Raw genomic sequence first — 23,017 nt, forward strand, 5'->3', positions numbered from 1 at the left:
GCGATTCGTAGTACCTTGTCTGCCTCAGCGTCAGGAATGACCTTGCCGCAACCAGGCGCGTCGGTGTGCAACTGCCAGTGCGGTGAGGACGATGGGGGGTCGTCGTGGGTGGTGCGCCGCGCTTCATGGCCGCGAAGGCGCGTCCGTTACCGGTACTCGTGCTGGCGGACGTGAGCGGAAGCATGGGGGAGCCCCAGGAGAAGATCGATGTGCTCAACGAGTGCATCCGCCGCATGCTCGGCGACTTCGCGACGGCCGACGTCGGACGAGGCGTCATCCACGTCGGAGTGATCGCCTTCAGCCAGGACCGTGCCGTCCTGCACCAGGAACTGGTGCCCGCAGCGGAGGCTTCCTGGACCGATATGGAGGCCCGGGGCGGTACCCCGCTCGGCGCGGCCCTCGAACTCGCTGATCTGGTCCTGCGGGACGAGTCCGTCGTCCCGGCCCGGGCTTTCTCTCCCACTCTCGTCCTCGTGTCCGACGGGATGCCCACCGACGAGTGGGAAGAAGCCCTCGACTCCTTGCTCGACTCCCCGAAGGGCGCCAAGGCCACCCGGCTGGCGATCGCCATCGGTCCTGACATGACCGAGCAGGCCAAGGCAGTGCTCCGCCGTTTCGTCAGCGACGAGGCCAACGGTGTGTTCGAGGCACAGGACGTCGGACGCATCCAGCAGTACTTCCGCTGGGTCACGGTCACCGTCACTCAGCGTGCCCAGAGCACCCGGCCGGACCGGACACCGGTGCTGAGCCCCGAGGACCTGTCCGACTTCGGCGCCTGAGCCGGCTGAGGCACGCGGCGAGAGGAACCCGACCAGTGGCATCGCGCTGGGACCTCGGCGGTCTGCTGCGGCCCGTCGAGGACGAGTACCACCAACTGTGGTCACTGACTCACTCGATCGGAGCCGGAGGCCAGGGTGAGGTGTGGCTGGCCCGAGGCGGACGCACCGCCGTCAAGATGATCACTGCGCCGACCCAGGAGGCGGCAGAGGCCGTTCATGCCCGGCTGCGCCGCATCCAGCGCCTGCCGCTGGCCGGTGTCCCGCTGGCCGGCGTGCTCGCCCTGCTCGCTCCGCCGAAGCTCGGCTACGTGATGGAACTGGCCGACGAGATGGTTCCGTTGGACACCTTGTGCGTCCCCGACGAGGACGACCTGGCAGCCTGGTACCTGCGCACCGGAGGGCTGGAACGCCGACTGCGACTGCTGGCCAGACTCGCGGACGCCGTCGCCCTTCTCCATGCGCGCGCCCTGGTGTACCAGGACCTGTCGCCGTCGAACGTCTTGGTTTCCGCCGCTCCCGAGCAGCACGAGATCCGGCTCATCGACGTGGACAATCTCGGTCTGGTCTCGACAGTCGAATCCGCACCGGTCCACACTCCGGGCTACGGGGCACCGGAGATCGTGTCGGGGCGCAGCGGCGCCACCACGCTGGCCGACGCGCACGCACTCGGCGTACTGATCTTCGAGACCCTCACGGCGAGTCACCCGTTTCGAGGCGATGAGGTCCTGGACTCCGACCCTGCCTATCAGCAGGAGTACGCGGACCGCTTTCGCCTTCCCTGGATCGATCACCCCACCGAACACACCAATGAGTGCACGTCGGGCATCACGCCCCGACGGGAAGTGCTGTCCGGTCAGCTGTGGGACCTGGCCACCCGGTGCTTCGTGGACGCCGTGGGCGACCCTCTGCTGCGGCCGCCCGCTGCCCGGTGGGCCGCGGCCCTGCACTCCGCGGCGGGACAGACCGTCGGGTGCCCGGCATGCGGGTGGACCTACCGTGCCGCCGCGCTCTCCTGCCTCGCGTGCGGGAGGCCCAGAGACCGAGTCTGGGTGCTGCGTCACGGACTGACCGGTCCGGTGGGCATCGAGCCCGAAGCCCAGTCGGGCCGCGGCGACGATGTCCCGGGTGTCGATCTGACAGAGGTGCCCCTGCCCGACTTCACCGTGCTGCGCTCCGGTGCCGGGACAACGCTGACCGCTCGCCATACCTCCCCCGCACCGGATCGGCCCGACGCCGTGGTCGCCCAGGTGCAGTTCCAGGGCCGGGACGCCACGGTGCTGAACCTCTCACGCGACAGCCTCTGGCTGGACCATCAGGACGGTCGGCCATGGCGGGAGATCGGCCAGGGAAGCCAGGCAACGGTACCCGTCGACGGCCGCACCTGGACGCTGCACTTCGGGAAGCCGGGCGTCATCCACCGCTGGGTACGCCTGATGGCTCTGGAGGCGAGTGGATGAGCGTTCGGACCAGGGGACCGGTCATGCCGGCCCGTATGCCCGGAGAGCCCGTTCTGCTGTCGTTCCACTGGCGTCGGGTGCCGCAGGGGTTCACCGACCAGCCCATTCCCGACGGCAGCGAGGTCCGCCTGTACCGTCGGCCCACAGGCCACCTCGACCTGGTCACCGAGTCCGCCACGTTCGGAGTCACGCCGGCCCGTCCTGAGGACGAACGAAAGCTCGACGGCGTCGTGGCAGCCGGGACCAGTTGTGTGACGGTGACCGCTCATCCGGTCCGGCCGCGGCCGCCCGCGGCTGTCCCGCCGCACCGTCCTCGTGCCGGAAGGCCCGACGCGTCCGCGTCCGACGCGGACCAACCATTCACCTTGCGGGCGCACATCTACGCGCCCGCCGTCGGGCTCGCGGTTCCGCTCAGCTCCGGACTCCTGCTCGACGTCGATGACGCGGTCATCGAGGACGCCATGAAGTACGCGGACCGGGCGGACACCGTCAACGTCGGGTCCACGTTGGACTTCATGAGACGCGAACTGTTCCTGGGCCCACGTCCCGGGGCTCCCGAAGACGTCCGGCGCATGGTGGTCTCGGCCGGACCAGCCGGAAGTTTCGAAGCCGGCTTTCGGGTGCACGGGCCCGGGCTCATGGCCGACGTCGAGAAACACACGGCCGGGTACCGCATCGTCCGCCTGCTCAGCTCGGTCCACGACCGGCACGGCACCGGTCGCAAGGCGCTGGCCGTCGGTGCTGTCGAGTTCCGCGACATGACGGCCAGACAGCGCGACCGGGAGAGGATCCAGCAGGGACTCGACCTGGTGGCCAGTCAGAACAGTTACCTGGCCATGTGGGACAGGTACCAGGAACTGGAGGCCCGCCACATCAGGGGACGCATCCGCGACTTCGGAATCATTCGGTACACCGACGTCAAGGTCGAGCCTGACGGCCGTTGCGCTTTCACGGTGGATCTCCACCGTGCGCTGCCCCGCACGCGAGCTGCCCTGGAGAACACGACAGCGGTCGAACGCGCCGAGATCGAGGCGGCGGCGGAGGTTCCGGCCTCCGTGACGGACACGGCGTTGACCGATCGGGAGTGGCTGGTCGCGTCCCGCGCGCAGAAGGTGCACGCGTGGGTCGGCGAACCACTCGGATACGACAGCGTCACCGAGACGCTGCGGCTTGCCGCGACCCTCAACGACCAGGAGGACCCGCCGTCCCAGGGGTGGCTCTACCTGGCACACCGCGGTGATCAGCGCCGCCTCGACCGGCGCGAGAAAGCCATGCAGAAGCTGCGCACCGACGGGACGCACATTCCCGCGTTGCCGACTCTGCTGGAGGGCCGTTCCTGGCCGCAGCCGCCACCACGGCGGATCACCGAGCTCTCCCCTTCCGCACTCAACTGCTTCGCTCCTCACGGGCCGACGCCGGCGCAGCGGGAAGCGGTACTCGCCGCCCTCAACACCCCCGATGTGGCGATCATCCAAGGACCGCCGGGTACAGGCAAGACACAGGTGATCGCCGCTCTGGTCAACCAACTGGGCGACCTGGCCCAGGGCGGGGATGTCGCCGGCAGCACCCTGCTGACGAGTTTCCAGCACGCCGCGGTGGATCACCTGGTCACTCGTGGCTGGGTCTTCGGCTTGCCTCCGCTCAAGGTGGATTCCCGAGGCCGGGGCAGCAAAGTCGCGCTCGACACCTGGCGCATCGAGGCGGCCCGCGCCGCCGACCTACGGCTGCGTGAACGCCCGGCGGGACGTCATCTGGCTGCCCGGCGAGCCGCCGCCGAGTTGGCCGCCACCTACCGGGTGGCACCGGTCCCGCCCGAGTTCCTGCCCCAGTTCCTCGACCAGGTGCTCGACCAACTGGGCGACATCGCTGAACCGTCCCTGGTGTCGGAACTCCGAAGTCACAGGGACAGTGCCGACCAGCACCGCCTCCGGGCCGCCGCGGTGGCCGACCCCGAGGTTCGCGCGGACCTCCTGCCGTACATCCGGGCTCTACGCTGCACCGCGACCGGATTCCACGACGACGGGCCCCGCACCGCCCGAGCACTGCTGACGCGGCTCGATCTCGCCGACAGCCCGCTGCTGGACGGCATCTCGTACCGGGAGCCGCTGCGGGCGGCGGTCGCCGCCACGTCGCCGCCGCCCGAACTGCTCGATTCACTCTCCGGGTTGCGCGACATCCTGCTCGACCGTCTCACCGCGCGCATCCGGCTGCCGGAGGTCACCGTGGCCGATCCCGCGATCGTCGACCTCCTGGACCGGCTCGCCGCACAACTCGCACAGGACGTGACCCGGTCACCCGACGCCATAGCGGCGGCGCTGCTCGACTACCGGGACGATCTGCGCAGCGATCCGGAAGGCGTCGACAACACCCTGCGCGCCTACACCGTCTCGCTCGCCTCGACCTGCCAGCAGGCCGTCTCCAAAGCCATGGTCGCTGTCGGCCGTCAGGACGGAGTGTTCGAGTCCGTCATCGTCGACGAGGCGGCCCGGGCCAACCCGCTGGACCTCCTCATCCCGCTTGCCCAGGCCCGCCGCAGGATCGTGCTGGTCGGGGACCACCAACAGCTTCCGCACATGCTGGAACCCGATGTGGAACGTGAACTGACCTCGCTCGGCGACGACATGCGCGACCGGTTGCAGGAAAGCCTCTTCCAGCGACTGGCCCGGCAGTGGGAGCGTGGTTCGTCGGACGGGCATCACCGGTTCGTCCGGCTGGACACACAGTTCCGCATGCACCCGGTTCTCGGCAGTTTCGTCAGCGAGAACTTCTACGACCGCCGACTGCGCAACGGCCGTGACGCCGCCGAGTTCGTGCACGGGATCGACCGGTACGGCGAGGTCCCCGCGGTATGGCTTCCCGTGCCGCTGTCAGCGGGCGGCGAAACACAGCGGGGATCAAGCCGCGCCCGTCCCGCCGAGGCCGCTGCCATCGCGGCGGAGATAGCCGCATTGATCGAGCGGTACCCGCGGATGACCTTCGGAGTCATCTCGTTCTACGCGGCGCAGGTCACCGAGGTCTGGAAGGAACTCAAGAAAGCCGGGCTCGCCGAGTTCACCGATGCGGGCGGATGGCGCCCCGTGCCCCGGCTCTGCCGCGACGAGGACGGCGCACCGCTCGACCGGTTGCGGGTCGGCACCGTCGACGCCTTCCAAGGGATGGAGTTCTCCGTCACCTACCTTTCCACCGTGCGCAGTTGCGCACCGGACGCACGCGCCGATGCCAAGCGCGCCTACGGCCATGTGACCGTCACGAACCGGCTGTGCGTGGCGATGAGCCGACAGCAGCGACTGCTCGCCGTGGTCGGGGACGACGACATGTTCGGGCCTGGGAGCCCCTCAGCGGTCAAGCCTCTTGCCGCGTTCCTGGAACTGTGCCGGAAGGGGGCGGACGGCCGTGTCGTTCGACCGTGAGACCCCGGTCTTCCAGCTGGCCTTCCCGCCGCGGCAACGGTACCGGCCCGTCCTGCTGCCGGTGTGGGTCCACCAGGTGACAGCACCGACCGGCTACTCCCGCACCTTGGACGTCTTCCAGACCGTGGTACTGCGCCTGTGCGCCGCCGGAGTCCGGGACGTGGGCGACATGTCCCGGCTGATCGGTCTGGACACCGCCCTGTGCCGCACAGTGATCGCCCGGCTGGTGGAGGGCCGGCTCATGGGGCCCGGTCTTGCGCTGACCGAGGCGGGGAGACAGACCGTGGCCGAGGGGGAGGTGGCGGAGACGGACCCCCGGCTCGTGCGTGTCTTCCAGGATCCCACCTCCGGGGCGCTGCTGCCCCGCATCCTGATCGCAGACCCGGTACGCGCCGACCTTCGGGAACACCGTGGTCGCTGGGTCACCATCCAGTTCGGCACAGCCGGCGCGTCCAGGGAGGTCAGCGCACTGACGCTCCGGACCAACGGCACGTCGATGCGCCCGTCGGAGCGGGATGTGCTCGAAGCGTGCAAAAGCCACGACTTGGCGGCTCGGGGTCTTCGGGGAGCTTCCCGCGATCGCGACAACACCGCCGTGGCGGCACGGCGGATCGCGTTCCACGGGACCGCGAACCCGGCCTACCTGGTGTGTTACGTCGTCGAGGGCGACGACGGGTCAGGGCGTCCGTGGACCGTCGACGACCCGTTCGCGGTGGGCGACGGGCGGCCCTTCGCCGACCTGCTGGCCAGCCGCGCCGAGAGCGACGAGCAGTTGGGCCGGCTGATCGACGAGTTGCTCGGAAAGATCCGCCGCGATCGGACAGCCGCCGCCCGCAAGGTCGACCGAGAACTCGCCGAGGACGCCCGCGCCGACGTCGTGCGTATCCTCGGCGAGGAGATCCGGGACCATCCGGAGGTGTTCATCCATCTCGCGGACATCGAGTTGGCGCTCGTCAAGGACACCGCCCGGGAGCGCGAGAACGCCGCCCGCAACGCGATCCGGGTCTTCGAGTGCATACTTCCCGGGCTCAACGAAAGATTCCCCGCCCAACTGCAGACGTCCCGCGTGCAAGGGGTGCGCGAGCGCGCGTTCGTACTGACCGCCGAGCGCTTGGGTGCCACCTCCGTGCCACCGGACATGCGCAAATACTGCGCCAGACCGGCCAACGGACTGGCGGGGGACATCATCAGAGCCGTCTGGGCAGCCGGAGACAACCCGCACCATCCTTTCGGCACGTTCATCAGGCAGCGGCCCACGCTCTTGGAAGATCTCGACCGGTCACGGATCCTGCGCAACAACGCAACGCACGGATCGACCGGTGCCCCGGCCCCCGACGAGCTGGAACACATCCGGACTCTCGCCTACGAAGCAGCCCGCCACTTGCTCGGTCTGAGCGGTGGCCGATCCACCACGAGCAAGAGAGTGAACTGACGCCATGGGCAAGAGGCAGCCGCGATCGCGTGGCAAGGTAAAGGGAGCGGTGTGGCCGGGCCAGCCTGCCGCCTCCCAGCGCACTGCGGCCACCCGTGCCCCTCAGCCGGCTCCCGCGGGATCCACCGCCGATCCGAAGGACGAGGACGGCACCGTGCCGCCGTTCACGGAGACAGCGGACGGCACCGCGGCACTGCTCACGGAGATACAGGAGGTCGCGGCCGAGGCCCAGGTGGTTCTCGCGGCGGGTGACGAACCCGGCAGCGCGGCCTCCGAGCTCGAGCGGGCCTGGCAGCTCTACCGCGCGCTCGCGAAGCGCCAGGCAGAAGCCACAGATGCCCTGGCGGCACAGGGGGAGCGGTTCAGTGCCCAGCGCGAGGAGCTCGATGCCACGCTGGCCCGCCAGTTGGAGGAGGCCGCAGCCCTCCAGGAACAGCGCGCGTCCCTCGACGTCCGCGCGGAACTCCTCGAGCGCAGTGAGCGGGACCGGTCCGACCGGGAGCAAGCGGCCGAAGCAGAGTTCGCACAGCGTCGCCTGGAGGCCGGCCGAGAACTGGAAGCCTGGCTGGCGGACCAGCGCCGGGCGGCGGCGGACGCTCTCGAGGCCGAACACGAAGCCTGGCGGACCCGGTGGAGCGAGGCGCAGCATCGCCTGGCGGACGCGCAGGCGGCCCTGGACCGGCGTGAGAGCGACCTCGCCCAGCGCGAGAGGGACCTGCGGTCGGCCCAGCTCCGGCTTGAAGACGAACGTGAGGACGTCACGCAGCTCAAAGCCGCGCTCAGGGAGCAGCAAGCCGGCCGCGCGGAACGAATCGAGCGCGAGGTGGCGAGCCGAACCGACCAACTGCTGCAGCAGGTCGAGGAGGACCGCCGCAGGCTGGCGGCGGTCACCGAGGGAAATGAACGCCTGAGCGCTCGCCTCGGCGCATACGACAGCGCACTGGCCTCTCTCGGCGGCATGACCCTCGAGCAGGTCGTCGAGCGCATGGCCGAACTGCGCGCCGAGAACGCTCGCCTGACGGAGGAGAACGCCACAGCACCACGCGCCGACGCGCGCCTGCTCGAGCAACTGCGGCAGCAGGTGACGCAACTGGCCGCCGAGAACGAAGAACTGGTCAGGGAGCGCGGAGAGCTGGAGTCCGCACTGCAACGTGATCGCATCGCGGTCAACGAACGCCAGAACTATCTGGAAGCCAACAACTGGCTGAAGGCGGCCAACGACCAACTCCAGCAACTCCTCAATGAGGAAGCGGCCAAGCTCAAGGCCACCGCCCAGGCCGGCAAGGAGGGCCATGCCTTCCCGGCCTGCTCGCAGATGGACCGCGAGTTCGGCACGCCGTGGCCGTCCGACCCGCACACGCCGGAACTGCCCGACCTCGTGCGCCGGATGCAGGCGGTCATCCGGCAGAAGGCCGGCCTCTCCTATGGCCTGTCGGAGCTGCGCCTCGTCCTGGCAGGCATGGCGATGAGCCGCCTGCACCTGTTCCAGGGCATCAGCGGTATCGGCAAGACCGGCCTGGCCCGTGCACTGGCCACCGCCTTCGGCAGCGACAACAGCGTGGCCGTGGTCCCCGTCCAGGCAGGCTGGCGTGACCCGCAGGACCTGATGGGCTACTACAACAGCTTCGACCGGATCTTCTACGAATCCGAGTTCACCAAGGCTCTTTACCGCGCCCAGTGCCCCGCCTTCAAGGACCGGCCCTTCTTCATCGTCCTCGACGAGATGAACCTCTCCCATCCCGAGCAGTACTTCAGCGGAGTGCTGTCGGCACTCGCCATCAAGGACCGGCCCAGACTGGCGCTGACCACGGCGCCGGTCAGAAACCCTCCCAGCCTGCTCATCGACGGAACACACATCGCCGTCCCGGACAACGTCTGGTTCATCGGAACCGCCAACCACGACGAGACGACCGTCGGATTCGCCGACAAGACGTACGACCGGGCCTTCGTCCTGGAACTGCCCTGGCAGCACCCGGACCTCCCGGAGAGGGCGACCGCGCTGCCCGAACCCCTCGCGCATCGCGGTCTCCACCAGGCCTTCACCGAAGCGCAGGCCACTTTCGGGACGCAGGCCGCCGGCATCATCGGCTTCCTCGACACGCACTGGCGCAGACGCTTCGCGGAGGACATGCGCATCGGCTGGGGCAACCGGCTGGAGTTGCAGATCAAGGAGTTCGCCCCCGTCGTCGTCGCCGCCGGAGGCAGTCCGGGAGAGGCACTGGACCATCTCATGGCCACGCGCATCCTCCGCTCCGTCCGGGGACGGTACGACATCCATGCCGACACTCTCGACACGCTGCGCACCGACCTCGTCGAGAGCCTGATGCTGTTCGACAGCGCTCACGAACCCGTGGCGACGCAACGCCTGCTGGACGACGAGATTAGCTCGCGTGGTCGGCGATGAGCCGGGAAGCGACCGAGCCGGATCCCGACTCCCTTCTCGTACGTCATCTGTTGGCGCTGTCGGCCCGTCTGGCCGAGGCCACCACGCTCGACGACTGGCTGGCCATGCCGCCGATCATTCTCGACGTGTCCGACGAGACGGAAGCGCTCCCGGTGGAAGACGTCTTCGAGCGTGAGTCCGGTGCACTGCGTACGGTGTGTCACCGCCCGTACACGCGCCTGCGCACGGTGGAGGAGACCCTGCCGACGTCCCGGGTACGCTCCATCGCCACCGGAGCGGCGGCACGTCTGGCCGCCCGCCCGGAGGACTGGGACTCCTACACCCTTGCCGGTGTGCGGCCCAGCCGTCTCCTGGCCAGGCGCAGTGAGGAGGACGCCGACATCTACGAGAACCGGGTGGCTGTCGCCGTCCTCAACGTGATGCGGTCGCATCTGCAGCAGCGCATCGCCAAACTGAGGGACCTGAGCAGGATGGTGAGCGACGTACACGGCCTGCTGATGTCCTCCGAGGAGAGCTCCTGGCGGGCACGACGGGAGCTGACCGGACTGTTGAGAAACGTCGAGGACTCCGGCAGGCACCAGGCGGCCGCGGAGGTGCGCCTGCGCACACTCGAATCGTCCCTCGCGGCGGTGGAGATCATGCTGAGCTCGCCTCTGGCACGCGCCGTCGACCACCGCTCCATACCACCCCGCGAACTGCATCCGACCAATCTGTTCAGCAGCGACCCGCATTACCGACGGGTGGCCCTGCTCTGGCAGGCCTGCACCGCGATCGAGGCCGTGCGTCCGGGGGCCGCCGAAGTGGCCCGCCGCCGACAGCAAGTCCGCATGAGCTTCGAATGTTTCACCGGTCTCCTCCTGCTTCTCGCCTGCAAGCTGCTCAAGGCCGTACCGGAGGCCGACCAGCCGGCTCCCGCCCCTGGCCGCACCACCCGCTTCCGCATGCGGGGCGCGCCGTTGACGGTCACCTGGTCCCGGACAGGAGAGTTCACCCTGCACTGGCGTGGGCGGCGGGCGCTGAACGTCCTGCCGGCCACGACTGACCTGTGCGCGGCTCCCGACCCCGCCTCGGTCGCAGACGCGATCGCTGACATCCGCAGGAACCGACCGCCTGCCGAGGACGACAACGACCTCATCGTCCATCCAGGCCTGCTCCAACCGCGGCAGGACGCGGAAACCGACGTGGTCTGGTCCGTGTATCGGATCGGGCACCGCGACAGGGTCGGGCCCGGGCATGGTGCGGACGTGGCCCCCCTGTCCCCACTGGACATTTTCAGTGTCGCCCGTCTGGTGCGGGCCATCCAGTGGGCGACCCTGGGCGCCGACGCCCGCGAATATCCCCACACGGTGCTCATGTCCACAGGCGAACGGTCCGCTCTCGCGGACTGCGACTGGCTCGAAGCCCGACCCGACGGCGTCGCGGTCGTGCGTGCGCCGCGACCGCAGGAGTTGGACCGGCTTGCCACGCTCCTGAAAGGCACCCGAGGGCGCCGCGGCGGCGGACGGGCAGCCGAGCACGAAGCCCAGAGGCTGCGCACCGTGTACGCGGCGGTGGAAGACGCAGCCACCAGGACCGAGCTTCTCGAAGTGTGCCCGGTCTGTGTCAAGACGGGAGCGCAGCGCCAGACGGTGTTCAAGCCTCGTGCGGACCTGTTCGCCGCGGCTTGTTCCTCCTGCCGCACTCGGTGGGAGCTCCGCCGTTGCGTAGCCTGCGGCCACAGGTTTCCGTTGCTCGATCCGGTTGGTCTTGGCGTCGCCGGTGCCCACGAACCTGACCTGGACCGCCGTGTCGGCGGTTCCTTCCTGGCGGTTCCGTGCTGGGCCGCGAGTCGCCCCGGGCAGTACATATGCCCAGCCTGTAGCACTTGTGGTGAGACGAGCCGAGTCACTTCCTGCCCACGCGGATGTTCATCTCGGGCGCCGTCTTGAGGGCACAAGGGGTGCACTGATGCCGAGTTGGGGTTCCCCGCAGTGCGGGGAACCCCAACACCGGTCGGCCGGTCAGCCGGTCAGCGGACTCGGATGAACAGCACGTCGTATCCGCTGTTCGTACTGCGGGACTTGACGTAGACACCGTCCGATCCGCCGTTGGGATTGCCGGTGTTGCCTTCGACGGTGGTGAAGCCGGCGCCGCCGCTCACCGATCGCACGATGCCTATGTGCTCATGCCCGCCGGTGTAGTTGTTGCCCCCATCCCAGTCGAAGGCCGCGATGTCGCCCGGCTGCGGGTTCGTCGTCACCCGCCTCGCCGGCGGGCGGTGGGGTCTACGGCGAGTGTGATGCAGACGACGGGGGTACGCGCATCCCTTGTAAGAACTGGCTCAGGCGGGGGGCGCGGTGAAGACCACCGTTCCGGCTACCACGGCGACCGTTACGGCGACGGTGCGCTTGATGAGCGGAATGCGCATTTTTGGCTCCTTCTGTTGAAGGTCTGACTCGGTTGGGGCGGCCACGGCGTCGACCGTGCAGGCGGCTGCCCCGCCCGGTGGTACTCGAACACCCCGCGCAGCCGTCTTCACGCCACGGACATGCCGCGCTCAGTTGCCGTATTCGCAGACCTCGGCAGGAGCCGCGCTGTAACTGGCATCAAGGATTTCGTCGTCTTTGTAAACCACCGGGAAGGTGTACACACCGACGTCGTCGCGGTTGAAGTAAATGTCACCTTCGCTGCCACTGTAGGCGACGGTGTCGAACCCACTGCCTTCGAAGAGGATCAGTTCATTGTCGGCCCTGCTGAAGGTTGCTTTGCCGACTATCCCGTCCTGACTGAGCCTCCATCGCTTTTGGAGTTGCTTGGTCGCGTAGGTGGTGTTCGCGCCGAAGCGGCAGTCGATGTCTCCCAGATCGAATGCGGTTCCGTTCGTCTCCGGGGCTGCCTCCGCCCACAGCACCCACTGCCAGAGGCCCACAGCGTAGGAGTTGGAGTGCTGCGACGCCGACAGCGGCCCCTCGTCTCCCCAGTCATCCGTGACCACGCCCGCGCCGACGACGTAGCCCTGAGAGACGGACGCCGACGCGGGTGTGGGAGCCAGCGCCAGTACGCCTCCGATGGCCATGGTGGCTGCAGCCCCCAGACCCCGCTTGCCGCGCGCCATGGTTTTCCGCGTGGTGATCGGCAACAGCGTCGCCCGTGTAGTGCGTGTGCGTGTGGTCATGCTGGCTCCTTCCGGCGCGAGCCGGGTAACGCCCCGTTGGGTTCCTGCGAGCAGCCCACGAAGCTGTATGGCTCCGCTGGTCGGGCGGCGCCGTGTCCGATGACCGTAAGGTCGGCGGCGCACCCTCCGCGTCGGGTGGCGGGTGTAATTCCCGCTCAACTGTGTGCGGTAGCGGTGGAGGTACCTGCAACTTCCGCGGTACCACGGAAGTTTGACGCTGCCACGTGCGGCTTGGGCATACGCTGCGGCGATGCGCATGCGTACGCCTCGGCCGCTCACTGTCGACACGGTGATCGCGCTCGCCATGACCGCGGTGGCTGTCCGGCTGGGGCAGTCGTCGGTGGCGCAGGGCTGGCCCGAACTCGACGCGAGCGCTTACGTGCTCCTCGCCCTGGCGCATCTGCCCGTCGCCCTGCGGCGCAGGGCACCGCTGGTGGTCTTCGCAGTCGTGCAGGCGGCCGGCGTCGTCTACATCGGCCTGGGGTACTGGCCGGTGGCCTCGGCGTTCGGCTCGATGCTCGTCCTGTACACGGTGGCATCGGTGCACCCGGCACGAATCGCCGTCGGCTGCGCGGCCGCGATGACCGCCAAGTGGGTGTACGCCGGTTTGATCAGCGACAACCTGTCCACCGGGTTGGTCGTGGGCCAGGTGCTGCTGTACTGCTCGGTGCTGGTGTGGTCCGGCACCCTGGCCCGCCGTTCCCACGCACTCGCCCAGCAGCTGCGGGCCGAGCAGGCCGAGCGGGCCCGCCGTGAGGTCGCCGCCGAACGCGGGCGCATAGCCCGCGAACTGCACGATGTCGTCGCCCACCACATGTCGGTGATCTCCGTGCAGGCGGGCCTGGCCCGGTTCGTCCTCGACTCCGATGCCACAACGGCCCGGAACGCGCTCACCACCATCGAGGACACCAGCACGGAGGCGCTCGACGAGTTGAGGCGCATGCTGAAGGTCTTGCGGGAACACGACCTGGCCGGCGCCGAGTCGGCCGCCCCCATGCCCACCCTCGCCCGCCTCGGCGACCTGCTGCAGCGGGTCCGGGCCGGCGGCGTCCCCGTCGAACTGAAAGTCCAGGGCATCGCGCACCCGCTTCCACCCGGCGTCGAGCTGTGCGCGTACCGGGTCGTCCAGGAAGCCCTCACCAATGTCCTCAAACACAGCCGCCACGCCACCACGCAGGTGCGACTTCATTACGCCGAGCACCAACTGACCGTCAGCGTCACCAACGACGGAGAGGGGAAGATTCCGGCTATGGTCTCGTCGGACGGCGGACTCGGCTTGATCGGCATGCGGGAGCGGGCCAAGCTCTACGGCGGGACCATCAGCGTCGGCCCACGCGCCGAAGGCGGTTTCGCGGTCCGCCTGACCCTGCCGACTTCGGCAACTGCCGCACGGTGGAGGGACGAACGCACCAGATGACCAGAGTCCTCGTCGTCGACGACCAGTTCCTCATCCGCGCCGGGCTCGTCGGGCTGTTCGACGCCGCGCCCGGCTTCGAGACCGTCGGCCAGGCCGCGGACGGCGAGGAAGCGGTGCGACTGGCCGCTACGACGCGGCCCGACGTGATCCTGATGGACATCCGCATGCCCGGCATGAACGGCATCGAGGCCACGGAGCGTATCCTCGCCGACGCGGCCGCCCCCGTGCCCCGAGTGCTCGTGCTGACCACCTTCGACCTCGACGAATACGTGTACGGGGCGCTGCGGGCCGGAGCGTCGGGGTTCCTGCTCAAGGACTCGGGACCCGAGCGGCTGCTGGCGGCGGTTGCCGCGGTCGGCGGCGGCGACGCCCTGTTCGCACCCACCGTGACCCGGCGCCTGGTCGAAGCCTTCGCCCGCCAGGCCCGCTCCGACCCCGGCGCCCCACCCCCGTGCGACCTGGACGCGTTGACCTCACGCGAGGTCGAAGTCCTCAAGCTCACCGCGCGCGGCCTGTCCAACCTGGACATCGCCGACCGGCTCTGCATCAGCGAAGCGACGGTCAAGACCCACCTCAACCGCACCATGAACAAACTGGACCTGAGCAGCCGGGCCCAGGCGGTGGTGGTGGCCTACGAGACAGGACTCGTGACACCGGGACCGTAGGCAGGCACGGCCCGGAAGGAGTGGCCGCGCCCACGATCGCGCGGTTGCGGGAGGGGTCCGAAGCGGGAGGAGGTCCGAAGTCACCACGGCTCGGAAAAAGGCCCGGCCTCGCCCGTTGCGCCACCCCAGCTCCCGACCGCGTCGTACCGCTGGGGTGACGCGGCGTGCTCAGGACCAGTTGGCCGGTTCGGCGAGCGCGTAGGACGAGGCGATCCGGTGATTGTCGTGGTGGACCGTCAGCACGTCGGGACCGCTCGGTGTGCCGTTCCGCCAGGCCGTGCAGTAGATCCCGTTCGACCAGCGGATGGTCTTCGAGGTCGAGGGAAGGACCGTGATGCCGGTCATGCTGACGGTCTTCCTCCCGTTGAGCCAGACCTCGAAGGCGCCCGCGCCGCTGCCCGCCAGCTTGAGGCGTGCGACGACGCGCAGCCACGTACCGCGCAGGGCCGTGATGGCGCCCACCGTGCCCTTGATCCCGCCGGAGCCGCCGAAGCGGATCTCGTCCCCGATGACGAACATCAGGAGCCAGGGCCCCTCAGGGTCCTCGGGGGACCACTGCTGGAAAGTGACGTTCTGGTCATGGAACTCCCAGTCGGGGGCGAGCCGGATGGCCTGGCCGTAGTACTTGTCCTCGCCGACGCTCTGTGCGCCGCGCTGGATGACCTCCGAGTGGTAGCCACCGGTCTCGCCGATGTACGTCTGGGTGGCCTCAAGGGAGTGGGCGCCCTTGTACACCGGGGAGTCGGCGGTCGCGATCACGCCGTTCTTCTGCGTGTAGGCGTAGTCCCAGCCCTCGACACTGCCACGGTTCTGGAAGTACACCTCGTCGGCGGCGTACGCCCGCCCGGTCGGGCCGGCCGCGCCGGCCAGGACGGTGCCGCCGAGCAGGGCGAGGGCCTGTCGTCTGCGCACGGTACGGTCACCTCGTCCAGTAGCGAATGTTGCGGAAGCGGGCCTCGGCGCGGCCGGACCCGTGGTTGTAGACGCCGTTCTTGAAGTAGCGGGTGGCGGGGCCCCGGTCGTCGACCGTCAGGACGAGGGAGTCGTCGAAGTAGACCTTGACGGTCCCGGTCCCGCTGCTCGCCTGGTGGGCGATCTTCACGTTGAACCAGGTGTTGTACGCACCCGTCTTGAGCACCGTGCCGTCGTAGCGCCGCACGGTGCCACCGCTCGTGTTGTAGACGTTGAGCATGATGTCGGTGGCGTAGGTGCCCGCGGGGTGGACGCCCCGCAGGATCTGGACGAACGTGGCGCCGTCGGTGCCGGACGGGAGGTAGACGTCGGCGTCCCACATGTGGTTGCCCGTTGCGTAGTCGACCTTCCAGCGCATCTCGGTGCGCGGATCGGTGGCACTGTCCTGATCGAACGGCTCGTCGGTGGCGTACGCCCACATGCGGTGGACGCCGCCGCTGTAGCTGTGCCGCTCGCTGAGGTCGAGGTTCCAGGGCTTGTGCCAGCTGTACGTGAACGAGGTCTGTGTCCAGCCGTCGGTCGGGTCGGCGGCGGGCGCCGCCTGCGCGGCGCCGGCGAGCGGGGCCGGCGGCAGGGCGAGCGCGGCGCCGCCTGCCAGCAGGCCGGCTCCGGCTCGTAAGACCGTTCGCCTGTTCATGGGGTGTCCTTTCCGGTGAGGGAGTGGAGATCGACGGCGTCGGCCATCGCCTGGAGGCCGGCGTCGTCGAAGTGCAGGTGGTCGCCCGAGTCGAAGGCCGGCAGGATCCGGTCGGGAGCGCCCGGATCGCGGACGGCGGCGTCGAAGTCCGCCACCGCGTCGAAGATGCCGCCGTTCCGGATCAGGTCATTGACGGACTGCCGTACGGCCTCGCGAGCCGCGGTCCAGCCGCCGTTCCCGCCGTACGGGGTGATCGTGCCGCCGACGACGCGGATGCCGCGGGCGTGGGCGCGCGCCACCATGTCGCGGTACGCGGCCGCGAAGGCGTCGGGATCGGTCTGGTTCGGGCTGCCCTTGATGTCGTTGATGCCCTCCATGACGACCAGAGCGCGGACGCCGCTGCGGGAGAGCACGTCCGCGTCCAGCCGGGACAGGGCACTGGGGCCGGTGCCGTCCAGCAGAACGCGGTTGCCCGCGATGCCGGCGTTCAGCACGCCGAGGCGTGCGCGTGGGGGCAGCCCGCGCAGCCGGTCGGCGAGCCGGTCGGGCCAGCGGTGGTTCGCGCTCGCCGTGGACCCGGACCCGTCGGTGATCGAGTCGCCCAGCGCGACGACGCTGCCGGCGGCCGGCGCTCCGAGCACGTCCACGCCGGTCAGGTAGTACCAGGAGCCGGTGGTCGTGGTGTACGCGGCGCCGTCCTGGTCCGCCGTGTGGTTGCCGTCCGGGGCGAGGAACGAGGTCTGGAGGGCGGAGCGGTGATACGTCGCCGGGCCCGAATCATTGGGCGTGTACAGGCTGACCAGCAGGTTGGCGTCCGAGGGCACCCGCAGCGGGACCGGATCGCTCACCACGTCCTGGCCGGCCGGCACCACGACGGACGCGGCGCCGCCGAAGGTGACCGTACGCACCGTTCCGGCCACCGCGTTCGGGCTTTTCGGAACGTCGGCCTCCTGTACGGCGACGGCTGCGGCGCCGAGTTCGAGCGCCGCCGTACCGAGCCGGTTGGACACCCGGATCCGGGCCGCGCGGCCCCCGACGCTGGTGTGGATCACGTTGCGCACCGACTGGCCCGGCAGTTCGGTGGCGGTGGCGGACGCGGCGGCCTCCCAGGTGCCGGTCCAGCCGGGCCTGCCGGTCGCGGTTCCTTGGTCGCCGGACGCGGCCGCGCTCGCCGGAAACGGCAGGAGAGCCGATGCCAGTACTGCCAGGAGAGCCGCGAGTACGTGTCTGATCGTGACCTTGCGCATGCGGCGCGGTCCTTCCGGTCGGGGTCGGCCAACGGCCGAACGCGGAATGCGCAGTGAGGAACGAGAACGCAGGCAACCTCAATACATCGGAGGAGTCAAGGACTTCGAACAGAATCATTGATGTGCTCATGACGGCCATAACGACCCAAGACGGCCTATCGGAGCCGGTTTGTATGACTGATGAGGACGTTGACAGCCACGTGGAGCGCACTCAGGCTTACCGATACACCCGATGTACCGATGACTCCAGGGGAGGGCGCGCTTGTCCCGGCTGGTGTTGATCGTGGAAGACCTGTTGGGTCGCCAGTACTCCAGCTGTAGATCGTGATCTTGTTGGTTGGGTAGGGCTGCGGCCATAGGAATAGAGCGATATCGGATCGCGTGATGCGGTCGCGAGCTGGCAAGCTGCCTTCATGGATCACACGGAGGTACTGCTCATCGGAGGGCGTGCCGGTGTCGGCAAGACGACGGTGGCCTGGGAGGTTTCGGCACGGCTGCGAGCCGTGGCGGTCTCTCACGCAGTCATCGAGGGTGACTTCATGGGGCAGGTGCATCCGGCTCCGGACGGGGATCCGCACCGCTCGGAGATCACCGAGAGCAATCTGACTGCCGTATGGGGGAACTTCGCCCAGCGCGGTTACCGCCGCCTGATCTATACGAACACCCTGAGTGTGCTGCCCGAGACGACGGGCATGTTCGAGCGTGCCATGGGGGCAGGCGTGCGGATCGTACGGGTTCTGCTCACCGCATCCGACACCACCGCCGGCGAGCGGTTGGCGGGCCGGGAGCTCGGCTCGGAACTGGAGCAGGAGTTGAAGGCGAGCGCCCGCAAGGCACGGCTCTTGGACGAGCGGGTAGCTGCTGACACTGTGAGGGTGGTGACGGACGGGCGGCCCGTCGTGGACATCGCCCGTGAGGTGGTGGCCGCTACCGGCTGGGGCGGTTAGTTGTTGCGGGTCAGGACGTTGGTGACGGCGCATAGTGGTGGGCAAGATCGGTGGCGAGGTCGTGAAGGTGAGCCCTGGCTTCGGTGGGGCCGTGCACAGTGATGGCGCTCCCGAACGGCAGTAGTGCTCGCACGTCCTCCAGATGCAGGAAGCGGATTGTTGCCTTGCGGCCGGTGGCGGATTCTTCGTGGTCGTCCCAGGCGAGTCGTAGGCCAAAGATCCGTTGCGCTCGCTCGATCTGGGTCTGGTCGATGGTGGCGCTGACCTCTATCGCGTGGTTGTGTTCCCACTGAGCAATGAGCGCCGCAGCGACGGTGGCCAGGGTCTGTTTCTCGCGGATCCGTCGTGGCTGGTCGGCTTCTTTCCACGTCGTGATCCGTTCGAGTCGGTACATCCGTGGCACTTGGGCACAGTCGGCGACGAGGTACCAGATGCCGGCTTTGGCGAACAGCCCGTAGGGATCGACGACCAGGTCGCGTGGGCATGACTCGCGTGGGCTGTCGTACTCGATCCGTAGCCGGTGACCTCGCCGCACTGCGCCGATCAGCGAAGCCGGAGTCGTGCCGGAAGCTCGTGCCTGACGCCAGGGGCGGCTGTCCACGTGCACTACGTCGGTGAGCGGCAGGAGCTCATGAACTCGACGTGGCTGTGCAGCGGCGATCTTGGAGAGCGCGCGCCGGCTTTCGACCGATGCGTTGAGCTCCGCACGTTGCTTCTCATCCAGCCCGGTGAGCGACAGATGATCACGCTCGCCCGGTGTGAGTCGCGTGAGGTCGAGTCCGGATCCGGGCAGCATGGTCACGCCTCCGAGGCGGCCCCGGTGTGCGGTCACCGGCAGACCGGCGTCGCGGAGCCAGTTCAGATCCCGGGTGATGGTTCGAAGGGACACCCCGAGCGCTGAGGCGAGTTCCTGTGTGGTCGCGGCATTCCTCGAATTGAGGAGCAGCATCAGGGTGAAGAAGCGGTCTGGGGTCACACACCAATTTTTTCAGGAATTGCGACACGACGCGGCGCATATCCCGGTCAGGCTGGTGGATGCGTATCTACCGCCTGTGAGAAGGAACAGCCATGACCACATCCGTCGTGTCCATCGTCTACGTGAACGACGCTCCCGCCGCGGCTCGTTTCTACGGCGGCCTCCTCGGCATGAGCCCCTCGTTCGAGACTCCGGGATACATCACCTTCGACCTCGGGCCAGGCGCTGACCTCGGTCTGTGGTCTGGCCAGTTCGAGCATCTGTCACCGGACGTCCCGCGCACCAGTGAGGTTTGCCTGGCCATCGACGGTGGACCCGACGAGGTCAACGCGATCTTTGAGCAGTGGAAGTCCAACGGGGTCACGATCCTGCGCGAGCCTCATGATGCGGGGTTCGGGCTGACCTTCCTCGCAGCCGATCCTGACGGGAACCGTATCCGCGTCGCACCGCGGGACTGAACGCCCCACCCCACGTCGCCTCAAGTGATCCATTCGCCGGTCGGTCCACCCCGCGGACTTCGTCGGTCACCCGGCGTCGATCTGCAACGGGCTCCTGAACAACGGGCCCAGGACGACGGTCGCCGCCGCCACGAGGAGGACGTCCGGACCGGCGTGCGGGACCACGATCCGTTCGGGGTCGTCGCAGACGTGGGCGTGGGTGATCGCGGACGTCCGGATCTCGTCGAGGTACTCGGGATGGAGCGCGCTCGACCGCTCGGTGATCACGAGCAGGTCGGGGTTGAGCACGTCGAGGAGGAGCCCGGTCGCCCGGCCCACCGCCCGCGCGCGCTCCCGCAGCAACGCGTCGGCCCGCCGGTCCCCGGCCGCCGCCGCGTCCACCAGCAGCCCCGCGTCGGGCTCGGGAATCAGCCCCGCCCGGACCGCGCTCCCGGCGAGGACGGTGTCGGAGACGGTCGCCTCCAGGCAGCCCGTACGGCCGCACGGGCAGGGCGCCGAACTGTCCGGCACCGGGAGATGCGCCACGTCACCCGCGCCCGAGCGGGGCCCGCTGTGCACCACGCCCGCGATGGCCAGCGCCGCGTCCACCACGTTCCCGACGAACAGGTGCAGCAGGGAACGCCGGGCCGCGGGCCGGCCGAAGAGCAACTCGGACTGTGCGACGGCACGGGCGTGGTTGTCCACCCGGACGGGCAGCCCGGTGTGCCGCCGCAGGTCCGCTCCGAGCGGATACCCGTGCCAGCCGAGCGCGTCATGCCGTACGACGGTGCCGGCCGCCGGATCCACCCAGCCGCCGATGGCCGCGCCCACCCCGAGAATCCGGGCGCCGGCCGGTGTCCGGTCGGCGAGGAACGCCGCCAGCGCCCGGCCCACCCGCTCGCGCGGTCCGGCGGCCAGAATCCCGTCGTGCGGGACGTCCTGCCTGGCCATCACCGTGCCGCGCAGATCCGTCAGGCCGAAGCTGGACGAGGGCACCCCGATGTGCACCCCCGCGACCAACGGCCCGCCCGCGGCACCGGTGTGCAGGTCCACCGGGATCTGCGGACGGCCCACACCGCTCGCCGCGATCAGCTCGGGCACCTCGCGCACCAGACCGAGCCGGGCCAGGTCGGTGCACTGCCGGGAGACGGCCGCGGGGCTCAGCCCGGACAGCCGGGCGATCCCGCTGCGGGCCACCGGACCGTGGTCGAGCACGGCCCGCAGCACCGACGCGGCGTTGGCCTCCCGGCGGCCGTCGCCGGAGGGGCGGGCGGCAGGGGGAACGGTGGTCGACATGGCGGTCCTTCCGTGCGCGATCCGTTTCAAGCGCGGTGGGCTCCAACATGCCGGGTGCGGAAGCGGTTTGGCGACCAGGGGTGACCGGCGCGACAGGGGAGTGCCGGGTCGGGGCCACGGGGGAGTGCCAGGCCGGCAGCAGGGAGGTGTGTAGAACCCCGGGGGTGTCGGGGGCCTCGCGGGTGTCGGGGGCCTCGGGGGTGTCGGGGGTGTCGGGGGTGTTGCAGGGTCGTGAAGCGGGGCCGGGGAGCCTTGACCGGGCGCCGGGCGATGCCCAAGCTCGTGGGTGTGACCGCGATGAATCTCCTCGTTCCGCGGCTTCGTGCCGGCCTGGGGTGTCCAGCCCCCGCCGTCTGCGCGTGTCGCTGACCCACAGCGCCGCTGCCCGTCTCTCCTGACCGGCCTGCCGACAGATTTCCCTGGTAGGTCCACGCACTCACCTGCGCCGATTTCCTTCCGCTCCGAGCGCAACCAACAGCAGGCACCCACCGAAAGGCCCCGACATGACCTCCACCTCCGCCACCACACTCACGGTCGACAAGGTCGGCGGCCGTATCGGTGCCGTGATCTCCGGCGTACGCCTCGGCGGTGACCTGGACGAGGCCACCGTGGCCGCGATCCGCGCCGCCCTCCTTGAGCACAAGGTCGTCTTCTTCCGCGACCAGCACCACCTCGACGCCGCGGGGCACGAGGCGTTCGGACGGCTGCTGGGCGAACCCGTCGCGCACCCGACCGTGCCCTCCGTGGACGGCCGGTACGCCCTCGGTATCGACAACGACCACGGCGGCCGCGCCAACCAGTGGCACACCGACGTCACCTTCGTGCCCGCCTACCCGGCCTTCTCCATCCTGCGCGCCGAGGTCATCCCGCCCTACGGCGGCAACACCCTGTGGGCCAACACGGCCGCCGCCTACGCCGAACTGCCCGAACCCCTGCGCGTGTTGGCCGACAGCGTGCGCGGTGTGCACACCAACGACTACGACTACGCCGCCACCCGCCCCGAGGCGCCGTCCCGAGAGCTGGAACAGCACCGCAAGGTCTTCACCGCCGTCAAGTTCCAGACGGAGCACCCGGTCGTGCGCGTTCACCCCGAGACCGGCGAACGCACGCTGGTCCTCGGGAGCTTCCTGCAGAAGCTCACCGGCTTCACCGGTCATGACTCGCGCGCCCTCATCGGTGTCCTCCAGGCGCACGTCGAACGCCCGGAGAACACCGTCCGCTGGCAGTGGCGCGCCGGGGACGTCGCCATCTGGGACAACCGCGCCACCCAGCACTACGGCGTCGACGACTCCGACGCCCACGAGCGCACCCTGCGCCGTATCACCATCGACGGCGACGTACCGGTCGGCGTGGACGGCCGCCCCTCCACGCTGCTCGCACCACTGTCGGTGCCCGAGCCGGCGTACGGAATCGCCTCCGGTGCCTCCACGAACGGAGTCCTCGCCCAGGCCTGACCCGAAGGGGCCGGAACAGCTACGCCGCCGCCCGCCGTCCGCCGATGGCGGGCGGCGGGCGTCCGTCGTGCCCGCTCCCTGGACGCCCCCTTGACGCACGCCCGGGGCGGATCGACCCTCCAGAGGGGAATCCTAGTGAACAGGTAGGGAAGCATGCGTGATGAGTCGGCCAGCGGTCGAGTGAGCCGTACGTCGCCGCCGTCGCCTCTGCTGACCTCCCGCCGGCACATCGATCTGCTGCGGGTCTGCAGCGCGATCAGCCCCCTGGGCTGAGTCCGGCCGCCCTCGACGACGCTTCCGCCGCGCGTACGTCTGCGCACCCGACACCCCGGG

Annotated in this window: 19 protein-coding genes; 12 read left to right on the top strand and 7 right to left on the bottom strand. The window is 69.3% G+C overall.

What is annotated here, in order from left to right; all coding sequences use genetic code 11:
* Positions 1-125: 125 nt before the first annotated feature.
* The 6 genes from ACIBK3_RS32500 (at position 126) to ACIBK3_RS32525 (ending at position 11,410) form a co-directional block, all read left to right on the top strand.
* The gene (locus ACIBK3_RS32500; protein ID WP_399370990.1) at positions 126-779 is read left to right on the top strand and encodes a VWA domain-containing protein; all 654 of its coding nucleotides are present in this window, start codon (positions 126-128) and stop codon (positions 777-779) included.
* Positions 780-814: 35 nt separating this feature from the next.
* A complete protein-coding gene (locus ACIBK3_RS32505) occupies positions 815-2,236 on the top strand; it encodes a protein kinase (protein WP_399370991.1) in 1,422 nt (473 codons plus the stop codon).
* The gene (locus ACIBK3_RS32510) at positions 2,233-5,646 is read left to right on the top strand and encodes a DEAD/DEAH box helicase (RefSeq protein ID WP_399370992.1); all 3,414 of its coding nucleotides are present in this window, start codon (positions 2,233-2,235) and stop codon (positions 5,644-5,646) included. Before ACIBK3_RS32505 ends, ACIBK3_RS32510 begins: the two co-directional genes overlap by 4 nt.
* The gene (locus ACIBK3_RS32515; RefSeq protein WP_399370993.1) at positions 5,630-7,078 is read left to right on the top strand and encodes a hypothetical protein; all 1,449 of its coding nucleotides are present in this window, start codon (positions 5,630-5,632) and stop codon (positions 7,076-7,078) included. Before ACIBK3_RS32510 ends, ACIBK3_RS32515 begins: the two co-directional genes overlap by 17 nt.
* A 154-nt stretch (positions 7,079-7,232) precedes the next feature.
* A complete protein-coding gene (locus ACIBK3_RS32520) occupies positions 7,233-9,482 on the top strand; it encodes a hypothetical protein (protein ID WP_399370994.1) in 2,250 nt (749 codons plus the stop codon).
* Positions 9,479-11,410 (top strand): DUF2357 domain-containing protein, encoded by a 1,932-nt coding sequence (locus ACIBK3_RS32525; RefSeq protein WP_399370995.1) that lies wholly within the window; start codon positions 9,479-9,481, stop codon positions 11,408-11,410. Before ACIBK3_RS32520 ends, ACIBK3_RS32525 begins: the two co-directional genes overlap by 4 nt.
* 80 nt (positions 11,411-11,490) lie before the next feature.
* On the opposite strand, the gene ACIBK3_RS32530 is transcribed toward ACIBK3_RS32525, so the two are convergent.
* Both ACIBK3_RS32530 and ACIBK3_RS32535 read right to left on the bottom strand, forming a co-directional pair.
* Positions 11,491-11,721 (bottom strand): CHAP domain-containing protein, encoded by a 231-nt coding sequence (locus ACIBK3_RS32530; protein ID WP_399370996.1) that lies wholly within the window; start codon positions 11,719-11,721, stop codon positions 11,491-11,493.
* A 297-nt stretch (positions 11,722-12,018) separates the two neighbouring features.
* On the bottom strand, positions 12,019-12,636 hold the full coding sequence (locus ACIBK3_RS32535; protein WP_399370997.1) for a peptidoglycan-binding protein: 618 nt from the start codon (positions 12,634-12,636) through the stop codon (positions 12,019-12,021).
* A 250-nt stretch (positions 12,637-12,886) separates the two neighbouring features.
* Between ACIBK3_RS32535 and ACIBK3_RS32540 the strand changes: the two genes are divergently transcribed.
* Both ACIBK3_RS32540 and ACIBK3_RS32545 read left to right on the top strand, forming a co-directional pair.
* A complete protein-coding gene (locus tag ACIBK3_RS32540) occupies positions 12,887-14,053 on the top strand; it encodes a sensor histidine kinase (RefSeq protein ID WP_399370998.1) in 1,167 nt (388 codons plus the stop codon).
* Positions 14,050-14,718, top strand: coding sequence for a response regulator (locus tag ACIBK3_RS32545; RefSeq protein WP_399370999.1), 669 nt, complete (start codon positions 14,050-14,052; stop codon positions 14,716-14,718). The genes ACIBK3_RS32540 and ACIBK3_RS32545 overlap by 4 nt, the downstream gene beginning before the upstream one ends.
* A gap of 168 nt (positions 14,719-14,886) precedes the next feature.
* On the opposite strand, the gene ACIBK3_RS32550 is transcribed toward ACIBK3_RS32545, so the two are convergent.
* From ACIBK3_RS32550 to ACIBK3_RS32560, 3 genes are read right to left on the bottom strand one after another with little or no spacing between them, the layout of a single operon-like run.
* Positions 14,887-15,630 carry a polysaccharide lyase gene (locus ACIBK3_RS32550; protein WP_399371000.1) on the bottom strand — a complete coding sequence of 248 codons (744 nt, stop codon included), beginning with the start codon at positions 15,628-15,630 and terminating at the stop codon, positions 14,887-14,889.
* Positions 15,631-15,637: 7 nt separating this feature from the next.
* Positions 15,638-16,327: a polysaccharide lyase family 7 protein gene (locus tag ACIBK3_RS32555; RefSeq protein ID WP_399371001.1), complete on the bottom strand. Its 690-nt coding sequence runs from the start codon at positions 16,325-16,327 to the stop codon at positions 15,638-15,640.
* Positions 16,324-17,574, bottom strand: coding sequence for an SGNH/GDSL hydrolase family protein (locus ACIBK3_RS32560; RefSeq protein ID WP_399371002.1), 1,251 nt, complete (start codon positions 17,572-17,574; stop codon positions 16,324-16,326). The genes ACIBK3_RS32555 and ACIBK3_RS32560 overlap by 4 nt, the downstream gene beginning before the upstream one ends.
* Before the next feature lie 413 nt (positions 17,575-17,987).
* Between ACIBK3_RS32560 and ACIBK3_RS32565 the strand changes: the two genes are divergently transcribed.
* Positions 17,988-18,521, top strand: coding sequence for an AAA family ATPase (locus ACIBK3_RS32565; RefSeq protein ID WP_399371003.1), 534 nt, complete (start codon positions 17,988-17,990; stop codon positions 18,519-18,521).
* 10 nt (positions 18,522-18,531) lie between these two features.
* On the opposite strand, the gene ACIBK3_RS32570 is transcribed toward ACIBK3_RS32565, so the two are convergent.
* A complete protein-coding gene (locus ACIBK3_RS32570; protein ID WP_399371004.1) occupies positions 18,532-19,497 on the bottom strand; it encodes a helix-turn-helix transcriptional regulator in 966 nt (321 codons plus the stop codon).
* Positions 19,498-19,589: 92 nt separating this feature from the next.
* Here ACIBK3_RS32570 and ACIBK3_RS32575 point away from each other — a divergent pair, with 92 nt between their 5' ends.
* On the top strand, positions 19,590-19,955 hold the full coding sequence (locus ACIBK3_RS32575; protein ID WP_399371005.1) for a VOC family protein: 366 nt from the start codon (positions 19,590-19,592) through the stop codon (positions 19,953-19,955).
* Between the two features lie 66 nt (positions 19,956-20,021).
* Here ACIBK3_RS32575 and ACIBK3_RS32580 read toward each other — a convergent pair whose 3' ends face one another.
* Positions 20,022-21,230 carry an ROK family protein gene (locus tag ACIBK3_RS32580; RefSeq protein ID WP_399371006.1) on the bottom strand — a complete coding sequence of 403 codons (1,209 nt, stop codon included), beginning with the start codon at positions 21,228-21,230 and terminating at the stop codon, positions 20,022-20,024.
* 503 nt (positions 21,231-21,733) lie between these two features.
* Between ACIBK3_RS32580 and ACIBK3_RS32585 the strand changes: the two genes are divergently transcribed.
* A complete protein-coding gene (locus tag ACIBK3_RS32585) occupies positions 21,734-22,684 on the top strand; it encodes a TauD/TfdA dioxygenase family protein (RefSeq protein ID WP_399371007.1) in 951 nt (316 codons plus the stop codon).
* Between the two features lie 153 nt (positions 22,685-22,837).
* On the top strand, positions 22,838-22,957 hold the full coding sequence (locus ACIBK3_RS32590) for a putative leader peptide (RefSeq protein ID WP_399371008.1): 120 nt from the start codon (positions 22,838-22,840) through the stop codon (positions 22,955-22,957).
* Positions 22,958-23,017: the final 60 nt, after the last annotated feature.

The organism is Streptomyces sp. NPDC050287, assembly GCF_044459385.1.
Lineage (GTDB): Bacteria > Actinomycetota > Actinomycetes > Streptomycetales > Streptomycetaceae > Streptomyces.